This is a genomic window from Spirillospora sp. NPDC029432, assembly GCF_040703975.1.
In the GTDB taxonomy this organism is placed as follows: domain Bacteria; phylum Actinomycetota; class Actinomycetes; order Streptosporangiales; family Streptosporangiaceae; genus Spirillospora.
In genome coordinates this window covers 1-18,217 of sequence record NZ_JBEZWH010000067.1, presented here as the reverse complement: position 1 = coordinate 18,217, position 18,217 = coordinate 1, and the positions used below count along the sequence as shown (strand labels likewise).

Annotated in this window: 17 protein-coding genes; 5 read left to right on the top strand and 12 right to left on the bottom strand. The window is 74.3% G+C overall.

Annotated elements, in window-relative coordinates; translation table 11 throughout:
- Nucleotides 1–80: 80 nt before the first annotated feature.
- A complete protein-coding gene (locus tag AB0881_RS34165) occupies nt 81–719 on the bottom strand; it encodes an SDR family oxidoreductase (protein WP_366623772.1) in 639 nt (212 codons plus the stop codon).
- A 79-nt stretch (nt 720–798) separates the two neighbouring features.
- Between AB0881_RS34165 and AB0881_RS34160 the strand changes: the two genes are divergently transcribed.
- A complete protein-coding gene (locus AB0881_RS34160; protein ID WP_366623770.1) occupies nt 799–1,374 on the top strand; it encodes a helix-turn-helix domain-containing protein in 576 nt (191 codons plus the stop codon).
- Here the strand turns inward: AB0881_RS34160 and codA are convergent.
- Nucleotides 1,371–2,660, bottom strand: coding sequence for a cytosine deaminase (gene codA, locus AB0881_RS34155; RefSeq protein WP_366623768.1), 1,290 nt, complete (start codon nt 2,658–2,660; stop codon nt 1,371–1,373). The genes AB0881_RS34160 and codA overlap by 4 nt on opposite strands.
- Before the next feature lie 96 nt (nt 2,661–2,756).
- Between codA and AB0881_RS34150 the strand changes: the two genes are divergently transcribed.
- Nucleotides 2,757–3,083 (top strand): hypothetical protein, encoded by a 327-nt coding sequence (locus AB0881_RS34150; RefSeq protein WP_366623766.1) that lies wholly within the window; start codon nt 2,757–2,759, stop codon nt 3,081–3,083.
- Here AB0881_RS34150 and AB0881_RS34145 read toward each other — a convergent pair.
- A complete protein-coding gene (locus tag AB0881_RS34145; protein WP_366623813.1) occupies nt 3,080–4,444 on the bottom strand; it encodes an acyl-CoA synthetase in 1,365 nt (454 codons plus the stop codon). The two genes, AB0881_RS34150 and AB0881_RS34145, sit on opposite strands and share 4 nt — an antisense overlap.
- 67 nt (nt 4,445–4,511) lie before the next feature.
- Here AB0881_RS34145 and AB0881_RS34140 point away from each other — a divergent pair, with 67 nt between their 5' ends.
- The gene (locus AB0881_RS34140; protein WP_366623764.1) at nt 4,512–5,093 is read left to right on the top strand and encodes a hypothetical protein; all 582 of its coding nucleotides are present in this window, start codon (nt 4,512–4,514) and stop codon (nt 5,091–5,093) included.
- Here AB0881_RS34140 and AB0881_RS34135 read toward each other — a convergent pair.
- Nucleotides 5,090–6,898 (bottom strand): hydantoinase B/oxoprolinase family protein, encoded by a 1,809-nt coding sequence (locus AB0881_RS34135; RefSeq protein WP_366623762.1) that lies wholly within the window; start codon nt 6,896–6,898, stop codon nt 5,090–5,092. The genes AB0881_RS34140 and AB0881_RS34135 overlap by 4 nt on opposite strands.
- The gene (locus tag AB0881_RS34130; protein WP_366623760.1) at nt 6,895–8,937 is read right to left on the bottom strand and encodes a hydantoinase/oxoprolinase family protein; all 2,043 of its coding nucleotides are present in this window, start codon (nt 8,935–8,937) and stop codon (nt 6,895–6,897) included. Before AB0881_RS34130 ends, AB0881_RS34135 begins: the two co-directional genes overlap by 4 nt.
- A gap of 133 nt (nt 8,938–9,070) precedes the next feature.
- On the opposite strand from AB0881_RS34130, the gene AB0881_RS34125 reads away from it, so the two are divergent.
- Complete coding sequence (locus tag AB0881_RS34125; RefSeq protein WP_366623758.1) at nt 9,071–9,445, top strand: FKBP-type peptidyl-prolyl cis-trans isomerase; 375 nt, start codon at nt 9,071–9,073, stop codon at nt 9,443–9,445.
- Nucleotides 9,446–9,486: 41 nt separating this feature from the next.
- On the opposite strand, the gene AB0881_RS34120 is transcribed toward AB0881_RS34125, so the two are convergent.
- Together AB0881_RS34120 and AB0881_RS34115 are read right to left on the bottom strand one after the other, a co-directional pair.
- Nucleotides 9,487–10,395, bottom strand: a complete 909-nt coding sequence (locus tag AB0881_RS34120) for a carbon-nitrogen hydrolase family protein (protein ID WP_366623756.1) — start codon at nt 10,393–10,395, stop codon at nt 9,487–9,489.
- A 14-nt stretch (nt 10,396–10,409) separates the two neighbouring features.
- Nucleotides 10,410–11,024 (bottom strand): carbon monoxide dehydrogenase subunit G, encoded by a 615-nt coding sequence (locus AB0881_RS34115; protein WP_366623754.1) that lies wholly within the window; start codon nt 11,022–11,024, stop codon nt 10,410–10,412.
- 274 nt (nt 11,025–11,298) lie between these two features.
- Here AB0881_RS34115 and AB0881_RS34110 point away from each other — a divergent pair, with 274 nt between their 5' ends.
- The gene (locus AB0881_RS34110) at nt 11,299–12,084 is read left to right on the top strand and encodes a polysaccharide deacetylase family protein (RefSeq protein WP_366623752.1); all 786 of its coding nucleotides are present in this window, start codon (nt 11,299–11,301) and stop codon (nt 12,082–12,084) included.
- Here AB0881_RS34110 and cutA read toward each other — a convergent pair.
- From cutA to AB0881_RS34085, 5 genes are all read right to left on the bottom strand, one after another.
- Entirely contained in the window at nt 12,018–14,483 is a 2,466-nt protein-coding gene (gene cutA, locus AB0881_RS34105) for an aerobic carbon-monoxide dehydrogenase large subunit (RefSeq protein WP_366623750.1), read from the bottom strand. The genes AB0881_RS34110 and cutA overlap by 67 nt on opposite strands.
- Nucleotides 14,483–14,956, bottom strand: coding sequence for a (2Fe-2S)-binding protein (locus AB0881_RS34100; protein WP_366623811.1), 474 nt, complete (start codon nt 14,954–14,956; stop codon nt 14,483–14,485). The genes cutA and AB0881_RS34100 overlap by 1 nt, the downstream gene beginning before the upstream one ends.
- A 19-nt stretch (nt 14,957–14,975) precedes the next feature.
- Complete coding sequence (locus AB0881_RS34095; RefSeq protein WP_366623748.1) at nt 14,976–15,842, bottom strand: xanthine dehydrogenase family protein subunit M; 867 nt, start codon at nt 15,840–15,842, stop codon at nt 14,976–14,978.
- Nucleotides 15,839–17,305, bottom strand: a complete 1,467-nt coding sequence (locus AB0881_RS34090) for a solute carrier family 23 protein (protein WP_366623746.1) — start codon at nt 17,303–17,305, stop codon at nt 15,839–15,841. The genes AB0881_RS34095 and AB0881_RS34090 overlap by 4 nt, the downstream gene beginning before the upstream one ends.
- Nucleotides 17,306–17,526: 221 nt before the next feature.
- The coding region (locus AB0881_RS34085; protein WP_366623744.1) for a helix-turn-helix domain-containing protein at nt 17,527–18,217 on the bottom strand (691 nt) is incomplete at its 5' end.

Here is an 18,217-nt window from a genome sequence, read left to right as displayed (position 1 = left end):
GCCCGCGCGCCGGTAGAAGCCGCTGTCAGCGGTTCGGCGTGACAGCTGTCATGTGGCGCAGCCGTCAGGTGGCACAGCTGTCAAGTAGCGATCGTGACGATGTGCCGGACCGACCCCTGGTCCTGGACGTGGTCGAGCAGGGCGGTGGCCACGTCGGCGCGGGGGATCTGGAAGCCGCGCCGGACGTTGAGGTCGAGGGCGCGGCGGTACGTGCCCTTGCCGGGCTTGTCGAGCAGCCGCGGCGGCCGGACGACGGTCCAGTCCAGCTTGGTCCCGCCCAGGACGGACTCGGCCTCGCTCATGTCGGCGAACGCGTGCCGCAGCAGCCGCTGAAGGATCATGGGCTTGACCACGTACCGGGTGACGGCGCCGTCCCCGGCGTCGGCGGCCAGGCCGCTCGCGCTGACCATCAGCACCCGCCGGACGCCGGCCGCCTCGCAGGCCGCCGCGATACTGCGGATGCCGTCGGTGCAGATCGTCGTCGGTCCCCGGCCGCGGGGGCCGAGGGCGCTGATCACGGCGTCCCGGCCCGCGACGGCGGGCCGGATCGCCTCGGGGTCCATGACGTCCGCCTGGACGACCTCGGCGCGCTCGCGCAGCTCGGCGGGCAGCCTGGCGGGGTCGCGCACGACGGCGGTGACCTCGTGCCCGGCGGCCAGCGCCTGCCGCACCACCTCGACGCCCGTGCCGCCGGTCGCCCCGAAGACAGTGATCCTCATCGTTCCCTCCCGGGGTTGGTGAATATTCACTCACCCCCTAGCCTGGGTAGGATCCACCCGTCTGTCAAGCTGGGGAGCGATGAGCGCGCGAGAGAAGATCCTGGACGCCGCCGCCGAGGTGATGCGGTCGCGCGGGGCCGCCCGGACCACCACCAAGGAGATCGCCCGCGCGGCGGGCTACTCCGAGGCACTGCTCTACAAGCACTTCCGCGACAAGGAAGAGCTGATCCTGTGCGTCCTGAAGGAGCGGATGCCCGCGTTCCAGGGCGGGCCGTCGCCCGGCGAGCGGGAGGTCGCCGCCAACCTGGCCCACCTGATCCACCGCGGCCTGAACTTCTACCTGCGGGCGTTCCCGATGATGGCGTCGATGGCCGCGCAGCCCCAGCTGATGGCGTCCACCCGCGACTCGATGCGCCAGTACGGCGCGGGCCCGCACATGGTCCCCGAGTCGGTGGCCGCGTACCTGCGCGAGGAGCAGGCGCTGGGCCGGGTGGCGGCGTCCGCCGACCCCGACGCCGTCGCCGCCCTCCTCATGGGCGCCTGCTTCCAGCAGGGCTTCCTGCGCTACGTCGCCGACGGCCCGGACGGCCCCGACATCCCGGCGGCGGAGGCGCGCGCCCTGCTCGCCCCCGTCCTGCCCGCCCTCGGCCTCTAGGCGCGGTCGCGGGCGCGGGTGAAGTCGACGTTCTCCGGGTCGCGGCCCGGCCAGGTGAGGCGGGTCGGCGCGGCCGGGGTCTCGGCGACGAGGCGGCCGCGGCTGACGACGTGCGACGGCCGCGTCTGCCGGCGGACGGCGTCGTACGGCGAGGCCGCGGGCAGCACCACGAACGACGCCGGGCGGCCCTCCGCGATGCCGTAGCCGTCGCCGAGGCCGAGCACCCGCGCCGCCCGCGAGGTGATCATGGCGAACGCCTCGTCGATCTCGGCGGCGCCGGTGAGCTGCGCCGCGGCGATGCCGACCAGCGCGACCTGGAGCGGCGAGGCCGTCCCGAGCGGGAACCACGGGTCCATGACGTCGTCGTGGCCGAACGCGACGTTCACCCCGGCGCCGAGCATCTCCTTGACCTGCGTCAGCCCGCGCCGCTTGGGGTACGCGTCGAAGCGCCCCTGGAGGCACAGGTTCGCCATCGGGTTGCAGACCAGGTTGACGCCCGAGCGGGCCAGGATCCGCTGGAGCTTGTACGAGTACGCCCCGTTGTACGAGCCCATCGCCGTCGTGTGCGAGGCCGTCGCGCGCTCGCGCAGCCCGCCGCGCCGGGCGAGGGTGGCCAGCACCTCCACGAACCGCGACTGCTCGTCGTCGATCTCGTCGCAGTGCGCGTCCAGCCGCAGCCCGTACCGCTGGGCGATGTCGAACGCGATCTCCAGGGAGCGGACGCCGTCCTCGCGGGTGTCCTCGAAGTGCGGGATGGCGCCGATCGCGTCGGCACCGCGCCGCGCGGCCTCCTCCAGCAGCTCCGCGCCGTTCTCGTACGAGACGATGCCCTCCTGCGGGAACGCGACCAGCTGGAGCCCGATCACGTCCCGGACCCGCTCGCGGACCTCCAGCATCGCGTCCAGGGCCACCAGGCCGGGATCGGTGACGTCCACGTGGCTGCGGACGTGCAGGACGCCGTTGGCCGCGTACCAGCGCAGTACCTCGGAGGCGCGGTCGATCACGTCTTCGCGGGTCAGCGTCTCCTTGCGCTCGCTCCAGACCGCGATGCCCTCCCAGAGCGAGCCGGAGGCGTTCCAGCGCGGCTCCCCGGCGGTGAGGGTGGTGTCGAGGTGGACGTGCGGCTCCACGAACGGCGGGCCGACCAGCGCGCCCGCCGCGTCCAGGAACGTCTCCCCGGTGCCCTGCCCGGCCGGCAGGATCCGGCCGAACCGGCCGCCGTCGATCTCGATGTCGAACGGGCCGCCGTCCGGGCCGGGCAGCCGGGCGTTGCGCAGCAGGGTCACGGGCGCTCCTCGAAGGTCACGGATGATCACGATACGACGCGCGCGCCGGGGGGTGATGCACCGGGCACGCCGGGTGCGGGAGTAGCCTCGGGCGGGATGGAGGCACAGGAGACCGTTCCCGAGCCGCCGCGGGGCACCCCCGGGATGGCGGCCGGCGACGACCCGGCCGAGGTCAGCGGGTTCGTCGCCGCCCAGGCGGCCCGCCACGGAGTGATCGGCAACCGGGCGGCGCTGCTGGTGATCGCCGCCGGCGAGGTCTCGGCCCGCCTGCGCGAGCCCGCCGACGTGCGCGTGTGGCGCGCGGAGGACGGCCTGTACTGCGCGTTCCGCACGGCCTCCGGGCGGCCCGCCGAGCCGCGCCCCACGCCGGGCGTCGAACTCGTGACCGCCGGGCCGGTCACGGTGTTGCGGCTCCCCCTCTAGCGCAGCCGGGTCTTGACGACCTTGCCCATCGCGTTGCGGGGCAGGGAGTCCACCAGGTGCACGGTGCGCGGCCGCTTGTGCGCCGACAGCCGCTCGGCGACGAACGCGATCAGCGCCGGGCCGTCCACGCCGTCGGCCACGACGAACGCCGTCACCTGCTCGCCCAGGTCGGGATGCGGGGTGCCGAGCACGGCCGCCTCCCGCACGCCGGGATGGGCCAGCAGCGCGTTCTCGACCTCGCCCGCCCCGATCCGGTAGCCGCCGCTCTTGATCAGGTCGGTGGAGGCGCGGCCGACGATCCGGTGCCAGCCGTCCGGGCCGATCGTGGCGATGTCGCCCGTGCGGAACCAGCCGTCCGGGGTGAACGAGGCGCCGGTGGCCTCCGGCCGGCCGAGATACCCGTCGAACAGCATCGGCGCCCGGACGTGCAGCTCGCCGGGGGTCTGCCCGTCGGCCGGCACGGGCGCGCCGTCCTCGGCGGCCAGCCGCGTCCGCACCCCCGGCAGCGGCAGCCCGACGTGGCCGGGCCGCCGGTCGCCGCCCGCGCGGGCGCTGACCGTGATCAGGGTCTCGGTCATCCCGTACCGCTCGACCGGCTCGTGCCCGGTCAGCGCGGCCAGCCGCTCGAACACCGGGACGGGCAGCGGCGCGCTCCCGGAGACCAGCAGGCGGGCCGGGCGCAGCGCCCGCGCGGCGGCCTCGTCGGCGCAGACGCGCGACCAGACGGTCGGGACGCCGAAGAACAGCGAGCCGCCCGCCGCGGCCGCCGCCGCCGCGTACGCCTCGGGACGCGGCCGCCCGGTGTGGACGAGCGGCGACCCGGCCCGCAGCGCCCCCAGCACCCCGAGGACCAGGCCGTGGACGTGGAACAGCGGCAGCCCGTGCACCAGCACGTCCGCGGGCGTCCACTCCCACGCCTCCGCGAGCGCGTCGAGGCCCGCCGCGATCGCCGGCCGCGAGATGAGCACGCCCTTCGGCGCGCCGGTCGTGCCGCTGGTGTAGAGGATGAGCGCGGCCGCGTCCGCCGGGTGCTCGATCTCGCGGAACGTCCCGGCCGGGACCTCGTCCACCGGGACGAGCGGCGGCCCCTCGCCGCCCTCGTAGGCGCCGCGCGCCGCCAGCAGCAGGTCGGCGCCCGAGTCGGTGAGGATGTGCGCCCGCTCGTCCGGCCCCGAGTCCGGCGGCAGCGGAACGACCGGCACGCCGGCGAGGATCCCGCCCACCACACCCACCACCGTCTCCAGCGACGCCGTCGCGTGCACCGCCACCGCCGCCGCGCCCGCGATCTCGGCGGCCACCCCCGCGGCCCGTTCCATCAGCTCGGCGCGGTGCAGCGTCCGGCCATCGACGGTGATCGTCATGTCGCGTGCCTCACCGAGCATCAAGCGTCCCTCTCGTCCGGCGGTCTTCTCGGGCAGTATGCCGTTCGTGCCGGAACCGACGCCCGACCGCCCTCACCTGCCCGACCATCCTGGCCTGGCCGCCCGCCTGCGCGCGCTGCCCCCGTCCTGCGGGCCCGTCCGCCTGGTCGCCGTGGACGGCCCCAGCGGCGCGGGCAAGTCCACGTTCGCCCGGCGGCTGGCCGCCGCCCTGGACGGCGCGCCGCTGATCGGCTCCGACGACTTCCGCGTTCCCTGGGACGCCGATCCGCTGACCTGGTGGCCGCCGTTCGAGACGGGCGTCCTCGCCCCGCTGCGCGCCGGCCGCCCGGCGCGGCTGCGCCGCTTCCACTGGCACGACGAGGTCTACGGACCCGAGGAGGAGGTCCCGCCCGCCCCCGTCATGATCGTCGAGGGGGTCGGCGCCGCCTGGCGGGGCTGCCCGGCCGCGTACCGGATCTGGATCGACGCGCCGCGCCCGCTCCGCCGCGCCCGCGTCCTGGCCCGCGACGGCGCCGTGTTCGCCGCGGCCTGGGACGCCTGGACGGAGCGCGAGCGCGCGCACTTCACCGCCGACGCCACCCGCCGCCGGGCCGACCTGATCGTCGATGGCGCCGCCCTGCCCGGCTAGTCGACGTCGGCGGCGGCCCGCCCGCCCGACAGCACCGGGAAGCCCGGGCCCCGGTCGAAGAACGCGGGCGCGGGACGGGTCGCGCGGAGCCGCTCGCGGAGCGCCGCGGTGGCCCGCTCGTCGCAGCCGTCCCCGACGATGATCACGCCGTAGTCGTCGCGGGCGCCCGCCGGCGTGACCTTGCCGTCGCGGACGTCGGCGGCGACGCGGGCCGGATCGCGGTCGAGGGGATCGCCCCAGCCGCCGCCCCCGGTGGTGCGGATCCGGATCACCTGCCCGGCGCGGACGGGCCGGTCGTCGACCAGGCCGTCCAGCTCCTCACCGTCGATCTCGACACGGAACGGCCGGCCCGCGCGGCCGCCGTTCACGCCCCAGCACGACAGGATGGACCGGTCGGCGATCGACATGAAGCTCGCGTCGCGCAGCATCCGGATGTGCTTGTCGTAGCCGAGGCCGCCGCGGTGCTCGCCCGGCCCGCCGGAGTCGGCCGCCAGGCCCAGGCGCTCCACGACGAACGGCCAGCGCGCCTCGGCGAACTCGGCCGGGATGTTCCGCGAGTCCGGGACGATGTGGACGGTGTCCTCCCCATCGGCGTACGGGCGGCCCCCGGAGCCGCCGCCGAGGACCTCGCGCATGAGGTACGGGCCGCGGTCGTCCTCGCCGTACACGCCGGTGTAGCGGATCGTCTCCTGGTCTGCGGGCATCCGCCCGCCGGTGGCCTTCGCCAGGACGCCCGCGAGGACGCCGAGCAGCCGCAGGATGACGAACGTGCGGGCGTTGGTCGGCGCCGGGAACACCGGGGTGAGCAGCGTGCCCTTCTCCGGGAAGCGCATCTCGATCAGCGGGACGACGCCCTCGTTGACGTCCAGCTCCGCGGCCCGCTCCGGGGTGTCGGCGAGATTCCGCAGGATCGGCGCGAGCCACTTCTTGAGGAAGACGCCGCCCGCGTAGTCGCCCGCGTGGTTGATGGGCCCCTTGGCCTGCGGGGACGTCCCCGTGAAGTCGATGACCAGCGGCACCTCCGCGGCGTGGTCGACGGTGAGCGTGATGCGCTGCGCGTGCAGGCGCGGCGGGTCGACGCCGTCGTGCTCGGCGTAGTCCTCCCACACGTACGCGCCGTCCGGGATCTTGGCGAGCAGCTCGCGGCGGAACGTCCGGGTGGTGTTGCCGATGATCGCGTCGAAGCACTCCTCGACGGCGGCGCGGCCGTACCTGGCGAACAGCTCGGCGAGCCGGCGGGCGCCCATCAGGCAAGCCGAGCACTCGGCGTCCAGGTCGCCGGCCAGCGAGTCGGGCATCCGCGAGTTGCGGATCATGATGCGCAGCGCCGCCTCGTTCGGCACCCCCTGGTCGTACAGCCTGATCGGGGGGACCATCAGGCCCTCCTCGAACGCGCTGCGCGCATGGCTCGGCATCGAGCCCGGCACCGCTCCCCCGATGTCGTCGTGGTGCCCGAACGCCTGGACGAACGCGACCACCTCGCCCTCATGGAACACCGGCACGGTCACGCACAGATCGGGCAGGTGGCCGATGCCGCCCTCGGACAGGTAGACGTCGTTGTGGAAGAACACGTCCCCGGGCCGCATCGTCTCGATCGGGAAGTCGCGGGCGACCGGCTGGACCAGCGCCGAGTACGAGCGGCCGGTCAGCTTCCGCAGCCGCCGGTCGTGGATCCCGGCCCGGAAGTCGTGCGCATCCCGGATCATCGGCGACCGCGCCGTCCGCGCGATAGCCGTCTCCACCTCCCGCTCGACCGACGCAAGCGTCCCCTCAACAATCTCCAGCAGAATCGGATCTGTAGTCATACGCGGGTCACCACCAGGTTGCCGTGGCCGTCGGCGGCGGCGTGGAAGCCGGGGTGCAGCGGGAGGGTCGAGCCGAACTCCTCGATCACGGCCGGGCCTTCGACGGTGTCGCCGGGGGCCAGCCGTGCGCGGTCGTAGACGGGCGTGTCCGTCCAGTCCTCGCCGAAGTGGACGCGGCGGGTGCCGGTGCGGGCGCGGGACGCGTCCTTGTCGCCGGGCGGGCGCTCGTCCATGCGGGGCCGTTCGATCGGGCCGATGCCGGAGACGCGGTAGTTGACCCATTCGACCGGGTGGCGGGGGTCGTCGCGGTGGCAGTAGCCGTACAGGGCCTCGTGGGCGTCGTGGAAGCGGCGGACCACCTCCGCGCGGAACGCCCCGGTCACCTCGCCGGGCGGGGCGGGGACCCGTACCTCGAACGCCTGGCCGTAGTAGCGCAGGTCGGCCGTGCGGGCGAGGCGCCGCGCCCCGGCCGCGAACCCCTCCCGTTCGAGGGCGGCGGCGGCCTCGGACTCCAGGCCCGCGAACGTCTCCGCGACGGCGGCCAGGTCCAGCTCGGTGTCGCGCATGACGCGGGTGCGGACGTGGTCGTTGCGGACGTCCACGGTCAGCAGGCCGAACGCCGAGACGTTGCCGGGGTTCTCCGGCACGACGGCGGCGGGCAGGCCGAGGACGTCCAGCAGCCGGCAGCACAGCAGCGGGCCGGAGCCGCCGAACGCGACCAGCGGGTAGTCGCGGACGTCCAGGCCGCGTTCCACGGTGATCTGCCGGATGGCGTTGGCCTGGTTCCAGGCGGAGATCTCCAGGATGCCGGTGGCGGCGCGTTCGAGGGTGAGGCCGAGGCGCCCGGCGAGCGCCGCCAGGCCGGTACGGGCCGCATCGACGTCCAGCGGGATCTCGCCGCCGAGCAGGTGCGGCGGGATGCGGCCGAGGACGGCGTGCGCGTCGGTGACCGCGGGCTCGGTGCCGCCGCGGCCGTAGCAGAGCGGCCCGGGGTCGGCCCCGGCGCTGCGCGGGCCGACCTTCAGGGCGCCCTCCGGGGAGATCCGGGCGATGGAGCCGCCGCCGGCGCCCACGGTCACGATGTCGATCATCGGGATCCGGACCGGGTGGCGGCCGATCGCGCCCTCGGTGGTCAGCGCCGGCTCGCCGTCCAGGATCACCGCGACGTCGGTGGAGGTGCCGCCGCCGTCCAGGGTGACGACGGAGCCGCGCCCCGCGCGGGCCGCGACGAACGCGGCGCCGAGCGCCCCCGCGGCCGGGCCGGACAGCACGGTCGTGATCGGCTGGTGCGCGACCTCCTCGGCGGACAGCACGCCGCCGTTGCTCTTCATCACGTGCAGGCGGGCCGGCGCCCGCTCGGCGATCCGGGCGAGATAGCGGGACATGACGGGCTTGACCGCGGCGTCGACCAGGGTCGTGACCGACCGCTCGTACTCCCGGTACTCGCGCAGCACCTCGCACGACAGCGACACCACCGCCTCGGGGTGCTCGCGCCGCAGCACCTCCCGCATCGCCAGCTCGTGCGACGGGTCGGCGTAGGAGTGCAGGAAGCACACGCCGATCGCCGCGATCCCCTGCTCGCGGAACCAGCGGGCCGCCGTCACCGCGCCCGCCTCGTCGAACGGCCGCAGCTCGGCACCGGTGTGGTCGAGCCGCCCGCCGACCTCCCGCACCCGGTGGACGGGCACGATCCGCGGCGGCTTGACCCAGAAGTAGGAGTTGCCGTAGCCGTCCGGGACGCTCTGCCGCGCGATCTCCAGCAGGTGCCCGAACCCCTCGGTCGTGACGAACCCGAGGCCCTCGATCCGGTCCTCCAGCAGCCGGTTCGTCGCGACGGTCGTCCCGTGCGCGAGCCCCGCGACGGCCGCCCCGGGACGCCCCTCAAGGATCTTGGCGACGCCCGCCAGGAAGCCCTCGGCGGGATCGGCGGGGGTGGACGGGGTCTTGGTGGTCGTGATCTCGCCGGTGTCCTCGTCCAGCGCCACGACGTCGGTGAACGTCCCGCCGGTGTCGATCCCGATCCGCAGCCGTGCCGTCATGGTCATCCTCCTGCCCCGCGCCGCCTCGCGGCGAACCGTCGCGATATGCCAATGAGCGCGTCGTTCTTTGGCGACTCGCGACGGGCACTAGGCTGGGGCGATTCTTCCGACCTACATCGCTGGAGCCCGAACGATGGCGCTTGAACGGCCCGAGATCGACTTCCCGGAGGGGCAGCCCCCGGAGTACCTCGACATCACCGACATCACCGTGGGAGACGGCCCGGAGGCCACCAAGGGCCAGAAGGTGTCGATGCACTACGTCGGGGTCGCCTTCTCGACCGGCGAGGAGTTCGACGCCTCCTGGAACCGGGGCGGCACGCTCGACTTCACCCTGGGCTCCGGCCAGGTCATCAAGGGCTGGGACATGGGCATCGCCGGCATGAAGGTCGGCGGCCGCCGCAAGCTGGTCATCCCGCCGCACCTGGCGTACGGCAACCAGAGCCCGAGCCCGCGGATCAAGCCCGGTGAGACGCTGATCTTCGTTGTGGACCTGGTCGGCGTCGGCTGATCCGGCGGCGGCGGTCCGGGGGCGCGCCCCGGGCCGCCGCCTCAGTCCCGCCCCTTGCGCGGGAACGGCGTCACGGCCGGGGCGAACAGCTCCGCCGCGTGCCTCTCGTACAGCGCCAGGTTCCGCTCGGCCAGGTGGTCGAATCCGTGCGGGACCGACGAGCCGGGGGTGAGCGAGCCCAGCGCGGCGTCCGGGTCGAGCCGGGCCGCGGCCCAGCCCTCGTGGCTGGCGGCCCGCGCCACCACCTCGGCGACCGGCGACACGATCATCGAGTTGCCGAAGTAGAGCGTGCCGGCCGGATCGGCGCCGACCGCGTTGGCGCCCACCACGTACACGTGCTCGTCGTACGCGCGGGCGCGGCACGTCAGCTCCCAGATGTCGGCCGAGCGCAGCAGCGCCGACGGGCGGCAGACCAGCTCGGCGCCGCGCACCGCCTGGATGCGCCACAGCTCGGGGAAGTCCCCGTCGAAGCAGATCGCCATCCCGATCCGGCCCAGCTCGGTCGGGACGACGCACACGTCGGAGCCGTGCGTGGTCCAGCCGCCGTGCCGGACGTCCTCCAGCCGGAACGGGTGCGTCTTGCGGTAGACGCCGAGCACCGAGCCGTCCGGGCCGGCGAGGACGGCCGAGTTGTAGACCGTCCCCGGATCCGGGCCGCGCTCGTACGTGCCGAAGCACACGTGCACGCCCTGCTCGCGGGCCGCCTCCTGGAACGGCTCGCTGACCGGCCCGGGGATCGCGGAGACCAGCTCCCACAGCTCCGCCGCGTCCACGCCGGGCGCGAACCCGGTCGTGCACGTCTCCGGAAGGACGACCAGCTCGGCGCCGGACTCCCGGACGCACCGCGCGATCCAGCCGGTGGCGTTGGCGATGTTGTCGCGCACGGTCGCGGGCGTGAGCGGGCCGGGGGCCGGCGCCAGCTGCACGGCCGCCGCGGTGAAGGGCCTCATCGTGACCTCCCGGGTCAGGTTCTCGTCCGGCGTCCCAGGACGTACCCAACGACGACGCCCGCCAGCGCCACCGCCCCGCCCGCCGCGAACGCGGCGACCCCCGGGACCGCCGCCGCCGCTGCGGGCCGTGCCGCCGGATGGACGCCGGGCCTCGCCGGTTCGGCCTCGTGGAGGGGCGTCTCGGCGGGTCCGGCCCCGGTGAGCGACCGTTCCACCGCGGCGAAGAACTCCCCCGCCGTCCGCCGGGCCACCGACCCGATCATCCGCTGCCCGACCCCGCCGATCATGCCGCCGACCACCGCGTCCGCGTCGTAGTCGACCCGCGTGCCGCCCGCGTCCTCCGACAGCCGCACCCGCACGGTGGCGTCGACCGTCCCGGGCGCGCCCTGGCCCCGCGCCCGCAGCGTGAACGCGCGCGGCGGGTCCGGATCGGCCAGCTCGACGCGGCCCACGTACGTCCCCTTGATGGAGGCGACCCCGGCCGTCACGGTCATCTTGTAAGCGTCGCGCCCGGTCTCCTCAAGGGAGCGGCAGCCCGGGATCGTCCGGGCCAGCACGGCGGGATCCTGCAGCGCGTCCCATACCCGAGGGAGGGGCGCCGCCACATTGGCACTGCCGGTGACCTTCATGTGACGACCTTACGGAAGGCGGTCGCGGGGCCGTACGGCAAGTTGTGCCGAGCACACGCCGAGAGTTGGGCAGATACGCCCGGTTCCGCCCGTACAGGTGGAGAATGTTCTTGCATCGGGGCGCGAACCCTCCCCGGCCCCCGCGCGTCAACCGATGCATACCCCCTGGTCTCGACGTACCGAACGGAGAACGCGGCTGATGCGAGGAACGATGCCCGTGGTCGCGACGGTGGCCGCAGGCGTGATCGGCGTAGCCGCGGGAACGTGGCCGTCCGTGCGCGCTCAGGCGTCCGGCGGCGAAGAGGGCCCGTCCATGCGGACCCAGCTCACCTCGGTCCTGCAGGACCAGCAGTGGCCGAAGCCGAAGCCCGGCTCCTGGAAGCCGCCGCAGCCGGCGCCGGACGGGCTGCCGCCGGTCATCAGCCGCATCGACACGCAGGAGAAGGTCGTCTTCCTGACCATCGACGACGGCTACGAGTACGACCCCGAGTTCGTGAACCTGGTGCGCAAGGAACGCGTGCCGATCATGACGTACCTGACCACCCGGTACGTCAAGGGGCAGGGCCAGTACTTCTGGGCGATGCGCAACGCCGGGTCGGTGATGGAGAACCACACCGTCAACCACCTCAACATGGCGCTCCAGCCGCCGGAGAAGCAGAAGCGGGAGATCTGCGAGGCGTCCGACACGATCGCGCAGCAGTACGGCCGCCGCCCGGAGATCTTCCGGCCCCCGTTCGGCAGCATGAACGAGACCACCCGCAGGATGGCCAAGGAGTGCGGGATCAAGTCGATCATGCTGTGGTCGGCGGAGTTCTACAACGGCACCACCGGCCCCGGCGTGGGCTTCAACGGCTTCGCGCGCGGCGACGGCGGCAAGGGGTTCAAGCCGGGCGACATCGTCCTCATGCACTACCGCAAGGGGCTCGCCGAGCAGTTCAAGACGATCCTCGGGTGGATCCAGCAGCAGGGCTTCAAGACGGCGGCCGTGGAGAACTACCTGCCGAAGTCCCTCGGCGGCAACGCCCCCGACAAGCCCCCGGCGTCCCCCGCCAAGCCCTGACCCCGCCGGGTGCGCAGGGACGCGTCGGAGGCGGCGCGCAGGCGCAGGTGGAAGAGGTCGTCGGGGGCGAGCGGCATCGCGTCGATCCGGAGGCCCTCGGCGTCCTCGACGGCGGAGGCGATCACGGCGGAGACCGGGATGACGCCCGCCTCGCCGGCGCCCTTGATGCCCAGCGGGTTCAGCGGGGACGGCGTCTCCAGGTGGTCGGTCTCGATCCGCGGGATCTCGCTCGCGTACGGCATCAGGAAGTCCATGAACGAGGCGTTGAGGAGCTGCCCGGACGCGTCGTAGGCCATCCGCTCGTACAGGGCGCCGCCGATGCCCTGCGCGACCCCGCCGTGGATCTGGCCCTCGACGACCATCGGGTTGATGAGCCGGCCGCAGTCGTGCACGACCGCGTAGCGGAGGATCGCGATCTCGGCGGTGTCCGGGTCGACCTCGACGATCGCGGCGTGCGCGCCGGCGGCGAACGTGGAGCGGACGGGCGAGTAGTAGTCGCGGCCCTCCAGTCCGGGCTCCTCGCCGCGCGGGACGGGCGGCTCGGTCGGCGGCGCGCCGACGGCGAACTGCGTGGCGCGCGCCGTCTCCTCGTCGAACGCGTAGCGGAGCGGGTTGGACAGGACCGCGACCGTGCGGAGCGGGACCGCTGAGGTCCGGTCGCCGCGGACGTGCACGACGCCGTCCGTGATGTCCAGGTCGTCCGGGTCGGCCTCCAGGGCCTCGGCGGCGATCCGCAGCGCCTTCGCGCGGACCTTGCGGCAGGCGAGCGCGATCGCGTTGCCGCTCATCACGGCGGCCCGGGACGCGAACGTGCCGACCGCGTACCCGAAGCGGCGCGTGTCGCCCGTGGTGACCCGCACGTCCTCGATCGGCACGCCCAGCTCGGACGCGGCGATCTGGGCGAAGACGGTCTGGTGGCCCTGCCCCTGCGAGGTGAGGCCGGTCGAGACGTGCACCCGGCCGGCCGAGTCGATCTCGACGTGGCCGCCCTCGTACGGGCCGACGCCGGTGCCCTCGACGTAGCAGCCGAGGCCGATCCCGATGCGGCGGCCGGCGCGCGCCGCGGCGGCCCGGCGCTCCTCGAAGCCGTCCCAGCCGATCAGCTCCTTCACCTTGCGCAGCAGCTCGGGGTAGTCGCCGGAGTCGTAGATCAGCGGGCGGCCGTCCTGGAACGTGAGGCCCTGGTCGTACGGGAACTCGTCGGGCCGGATCATGTTCGCCTCGCGCACCGCCGCCCGGTCGAGGCCGAGGTGGTCGGCGATCCGGTCCATCGTCCGCTCCATGCAGAACACGCCCTGCGGGCGGCCCGCGCCGCGGTACGGGGTGACGATCAGCGTGTTGGTGTAGAGGCTCACCACCTCGGCCCGGTACGCGCCCGGCTTGTACGGGCCGAGCAGCTGCGTGGACGTGACGATCGGGATGATGATCCCGTACGGGGTGTACGCGCCGTGGTCGTGCAGGATCCGCACGTCCAGGCCGAGCAGCCGCCCGTCGCCGTCGAAGCCCGCGCGGACGTGCTGGACCTGGCCGCGCTCGTGCGCGGCGGCGACGAAGTGCTCGCGGCGGTCCTCGGCCCACTTCAGCTCCCGGCCGAGCAGCCGCGCCGCCCACGGGACCAGGATCTCCTCCGGCCACGGATGGACGATCTTCACGCCGAAGCCGCCGCCGACGTCCGGCGCGATCACCTCGACGCGGGACGGCGGCAGCTCCAGCTTGGCGGCGATGGCGGCGCGCACGCTCGTGGACGCCTGGGTCGAGGTGTAGACGCGCAGCGACGCGTCGTCGGCGTCCCAGCGCGCGTACACCCCGCGCCCTTCGAGCGGCATGGACGCGCTGCGCTCGATGTCCAGCCGGAACTCCAGGACGTGCGGGGCCGCGGCGAGCGCGGCCTCGACGTCGCCGGTGTCCTGGTGGAGGACGGCCGCGACGTTCCCCGGCACGTCGTCGTGGACGAGGTGCGCGGCGCGTTCGGCGTTCTCGATGCCGACGACGGCGGGCAGCGGCTCGTACTCGACGCGGACGCGTTCGGCGGCGTCCTCGGCCAGGTAGCGGTCGCGGGCGACGACCATGGCGACCGGCTCGCCCACGTGCCGGACGACGTCGCGGGCGAGCGGGTAAGCGGTACGGCCGTGCGTCAGCGACGGGTGCGGGATGAGCAGCGGGAGCGGCTCGCCCACGCGGCCGGGGAGGTCCTCGTGCGTGTAGACGGCGACGAGGCCGTCCACGTCGAGCGCGTCCGACACGTCGATGTCGGTGACGCGGGCGTGGGCGTGCGGCGACCGGACGAACGCCGCGGCGAGCGCGCCGCGGCCGAGGTCGTCCAGGAAGCGCCCCTGGCCGGTGAGCAGCCGCGGGTCCTCGCGGCGCGGGACCGGCTCGCCGAAGTCGCGCGTCCCCATCACGACTCCCTGGTGATCTCGGCGGCGCGGTGAACGGCCTTCACGATGTTCTGGTAGCCCGTGCAGCGGCACAGGTTGCCCGAGATGCCCTCGATGACCTCGTCCTCGGTCGGGTCCGGGTTGTCGCGGAGCAGCGCGGTGACCGTGCAGAGGAAACCGGGCGTGCAGAAGCCGCATTGCAGGCCGTGGCACTCCTGGAACGCGCGCTGCACCGGCGACAGCCCGCCGTCCGGCCCGGCCAGCCCCTCCACCGTGGTGATCTCGTGGCCGCGGGCGGTGGCGGCGAGCGTCAGGCAGGAGCGGACCGGCTCGCCGTCCATCAGGACGGTGCAGCAGCCGCACACGCCGTGCTCGCAGCCGACGTGCGTCCCGGTGAGGCCCAGATCGTGCCGGAGCAGGTCCGACAGCAGCCGCCGGGCGGGGGCGCGGGCGCCGCGGTGCACGCCGTTGACGGTCAGCGCGATCTCCAGCATCTCCTCCGGCTCGGGCATGTCAGGGCTCCCGTCGCAGTGCCTCGCTCGTCGCGGCGCGCAGCGCGCGCTCGGTGAGGACGCCGGCCAGGTGGCGCCGGTACGCGGCGCTCGCGTGCAGGTCGGCGTCCGGGTCGAGGCGCTCGCGCGCGTACGCGGCGACGGCCGGCCAGTCGCCGGTGCGGACGGCGGGCGCGGCGGCCTCGGTCAGGTCCAGGACCAGCGGGGTCGCGGCCACGCCCAGGTAGCCGGCGCGGGCGGACGTCACGCGCAGGTCGTCGTCCAGCTCCACGACCGCGGCGACGCCGGCGAGCGCGTAGTCGCCGTGCCGGCGCGCGATCTCGGCGAACGCGGTGCCGGTCAGCGGCGGCGCGGCCGGGAAGAACGCCGACACCGCCAGCTCGTCCGGGCGCAGCGCCGACTCCAGCGGCCCGGTGAAGAGCTCCGCGGCCGGTACGGTGCGCCGCCCGCGCACGGACGCGGCCTCGACCGTGCCGCCGAGGACGGCCAGGACGGCGGGCAGCTCGGCGGCCGGGTCGGCGTGCGCGAGGCTGCCGACGACCGTGCCGCGGTTGCGGATCACCGGGTGCGCGACGTGCCGCAGCGCCTGCCGGAGCAGCGGCTGCACGGACGCGGCGGCGGGGTCGCGCTCGACGCGGGCGTGCCGGGCGAGCGCGCCGATCCGCACGCCCGCGCCGGTGGCCTCCACGGTGTCCAGCTCGGCCAGCCCGTTGACGTCGACGAGCCGGGCCGGCGCGGCGAGCCGCATGTTGAGCAGCGGGATGAGGCTCTGCCCGCCCGCGAGGACCTTGGCGTCGCCGTCCGCGAGGGCGCGCAGCGCCTCGGCGGCCGTCTCCGGCGCGGCGTACTCGAAGGGAGGCGGCTTCACGGCCGGGCGCCGCCGCCCGCGCCCGCCGGGCCGCCCGCCGCGGGGGCCGGCTCCCCCGCCCCGGGACCGGCCACGCGCCGGGAGATCCAGCGGAGCAGGTGGTAGCCCGCCAGGACGACGATCGTGCCGAACGCGATGCCCTCCAGCTTGAAGTCGTCGCCGATCGTGTGCACGACCGGGCCCAGCGCGAGGATGATCCCGGCGCCGATCGGGACCATGTTGACCGGGTCGGCGAAGTCCACCCGGTTCTCCACCCAGATCTTGGCGCCGAGCAGGCCGATCATCCCGTACAGGATCACCGTGACGCCGCCCAGCACCCCGCCGGGCGTGGCCGCGACCAGCGCGCCGAACTTCGGGCACAGCCCGAACGCGATCGCGATCAGCGCGGCCACGTAGTACGCGGCGGTGGAGTAGATCCGGGTCGCCGCCATGACCCCGATGTTCTCGGCGTACGTGGTGGTCGGCGAGCCGCCGACCGACGTGGTGACGACCGTCGCGGCGCCGTCGGCGAAGATCGTCCGGCCGATGAGCGGGTCCAGGTCGGTGCGGGTCATCTCGCCGACCGCCTTGACGTGCCCGGTGTTCTCGGCGATCAGAGCGATCACGGCGGGCAGCACCAGCAGGATCGCCGACATCTTGAAGTCGGGCGCGTGCATCTGCGGCAGCCCGAACCAGTCGGCCGACTTCACGGCGTCGAAGCTCACCCGGTCGTGCGGGAACGCGGTCGCCACGCAGTACGTGCCCTCAGGCTGGCACGTCCGCCCGTCCGGCCCGATGAGGTTCTGGCCGGGCAGCACGGCGGTGACCGGGCCGGCGACCCGGTCGAGCACCCACGACAGCGCGAACCCGAAGACCAGCCCGAGCAGGATCGCGATCCGGCCGAGGAAGCCGCGGAACAGCACCATGACCAGGAACACGAACGTCATCGTGACGAGCGCGACCCAGTGGTCCTGCGGCCAGTACGTGTCGGCGACCACGAACGCCAGCCCGAACCCGATCAGCATCACCACCGCGCCGGTCACCACCGGCGGGAACACCCGGTGGATGAGCCCGCCGCCGAGGACGTGGATCAGGATGCCGCACAGCGCCAGCACCACCCCGGCGACCAGGATCGCCCCGGTCACCCACGCGTCCGCCTGCGCGCTGTCGACGCCCGCCCGGATCGCGAAGACGCCGCCGACGAACGAGGCGCTGGTGCCCAGGTAGCTCGGCACCTTCCCCTGCACGATCAGCAGGAACAGGATCGTCGCGACGCCGGACATCATCACCGCGAGGTTGGGGTCCAGCCCCATCACCAGCGGGAAGACGAACGTCGCGCCGAACATCGCCACCACGTGCTGCGCGCCGATGCCCGCCGTCCGCGGCCACGACAGCCGCTCGTCGGGCGCGACGACCTCACCGGGCGGCGGGGTCTTCCCGTCCCCGTGCAGCCGCCAGCCCCATCTGCCCGGTCCAGACGCCATGCGCACCCTCCCTGGGTGTCCTGCCGGGCCCGCTGGGTGACGGGTCGTCCACGGCCTTGCGCGCAACCTAGAACGACCCTGGTCAGCAGGCATCGGCGACTCTTGCCAAAGGACCGCCCCCGGGTTGGGAGACGGGCACGGTTCCGGCAGGATCAGTTATCACCCGGCGGGCCGGGTCTCACTCGTCAGGTCACTCGTCAGGTCACTCGTCGGGTCACTCGTCAGATGCCGCGCATGCGCAGCACGTGCAGCGCCAGCGTCAGGTTGAGCCGCAGGTGGGCGTCCTCGGTGAACGGGCCGAGCATCCGTTCCAGCTTCCCGATGCGGTAGCGCAGCGTGTTGTAGTGGAAGTGCAGCCGGCGGGCCGTCTCGGCGACGTTGAGGTTGGTCTCCAGCAGCACCTGGAGGGTGCGGCGCAGGTCGACCAGCTCGGGCTCGTCGTCGCCGGCCAGCTCGCCGAGCGTCTCCCGGACGAACGCGTGCAGCTCCGCCGGATCCGACACCAGGCTCAGCAGCCGGTAGACGCCGAGCTGGTCGAAGTGCGCGCGGGCCCCGGCGCCGTGCAGCTGGCGGCCGACCCGGACCGCCTTGACGGCCTGCTCGTACGCCTCGGGCAGCCCGGCGGGCGTGTCGACCGTGCGGCTGACGCCGGTGGAGAACGTCCGGCGGTGCTCGGCGAAGACGGCGGCGGCCTCCTTCACGATCGCTTGGACCGGTCCACCGGACATCGGCCCGGAATCGTCGCCGTCCGCTCCCACCACGGCGACGACCTCGTGCGCGAACGTGGCGACCGCCGCGCCCCGGTCGTGCCGCCGCACGGTGGTCGTCCACGCGGCGGCGAGCCGCTCCTGCGCGGCGCGCACCACGGTCCGCCGGCTAGCGCTCCCGGAAGCGCTCCAGCAGGCGGAGGCG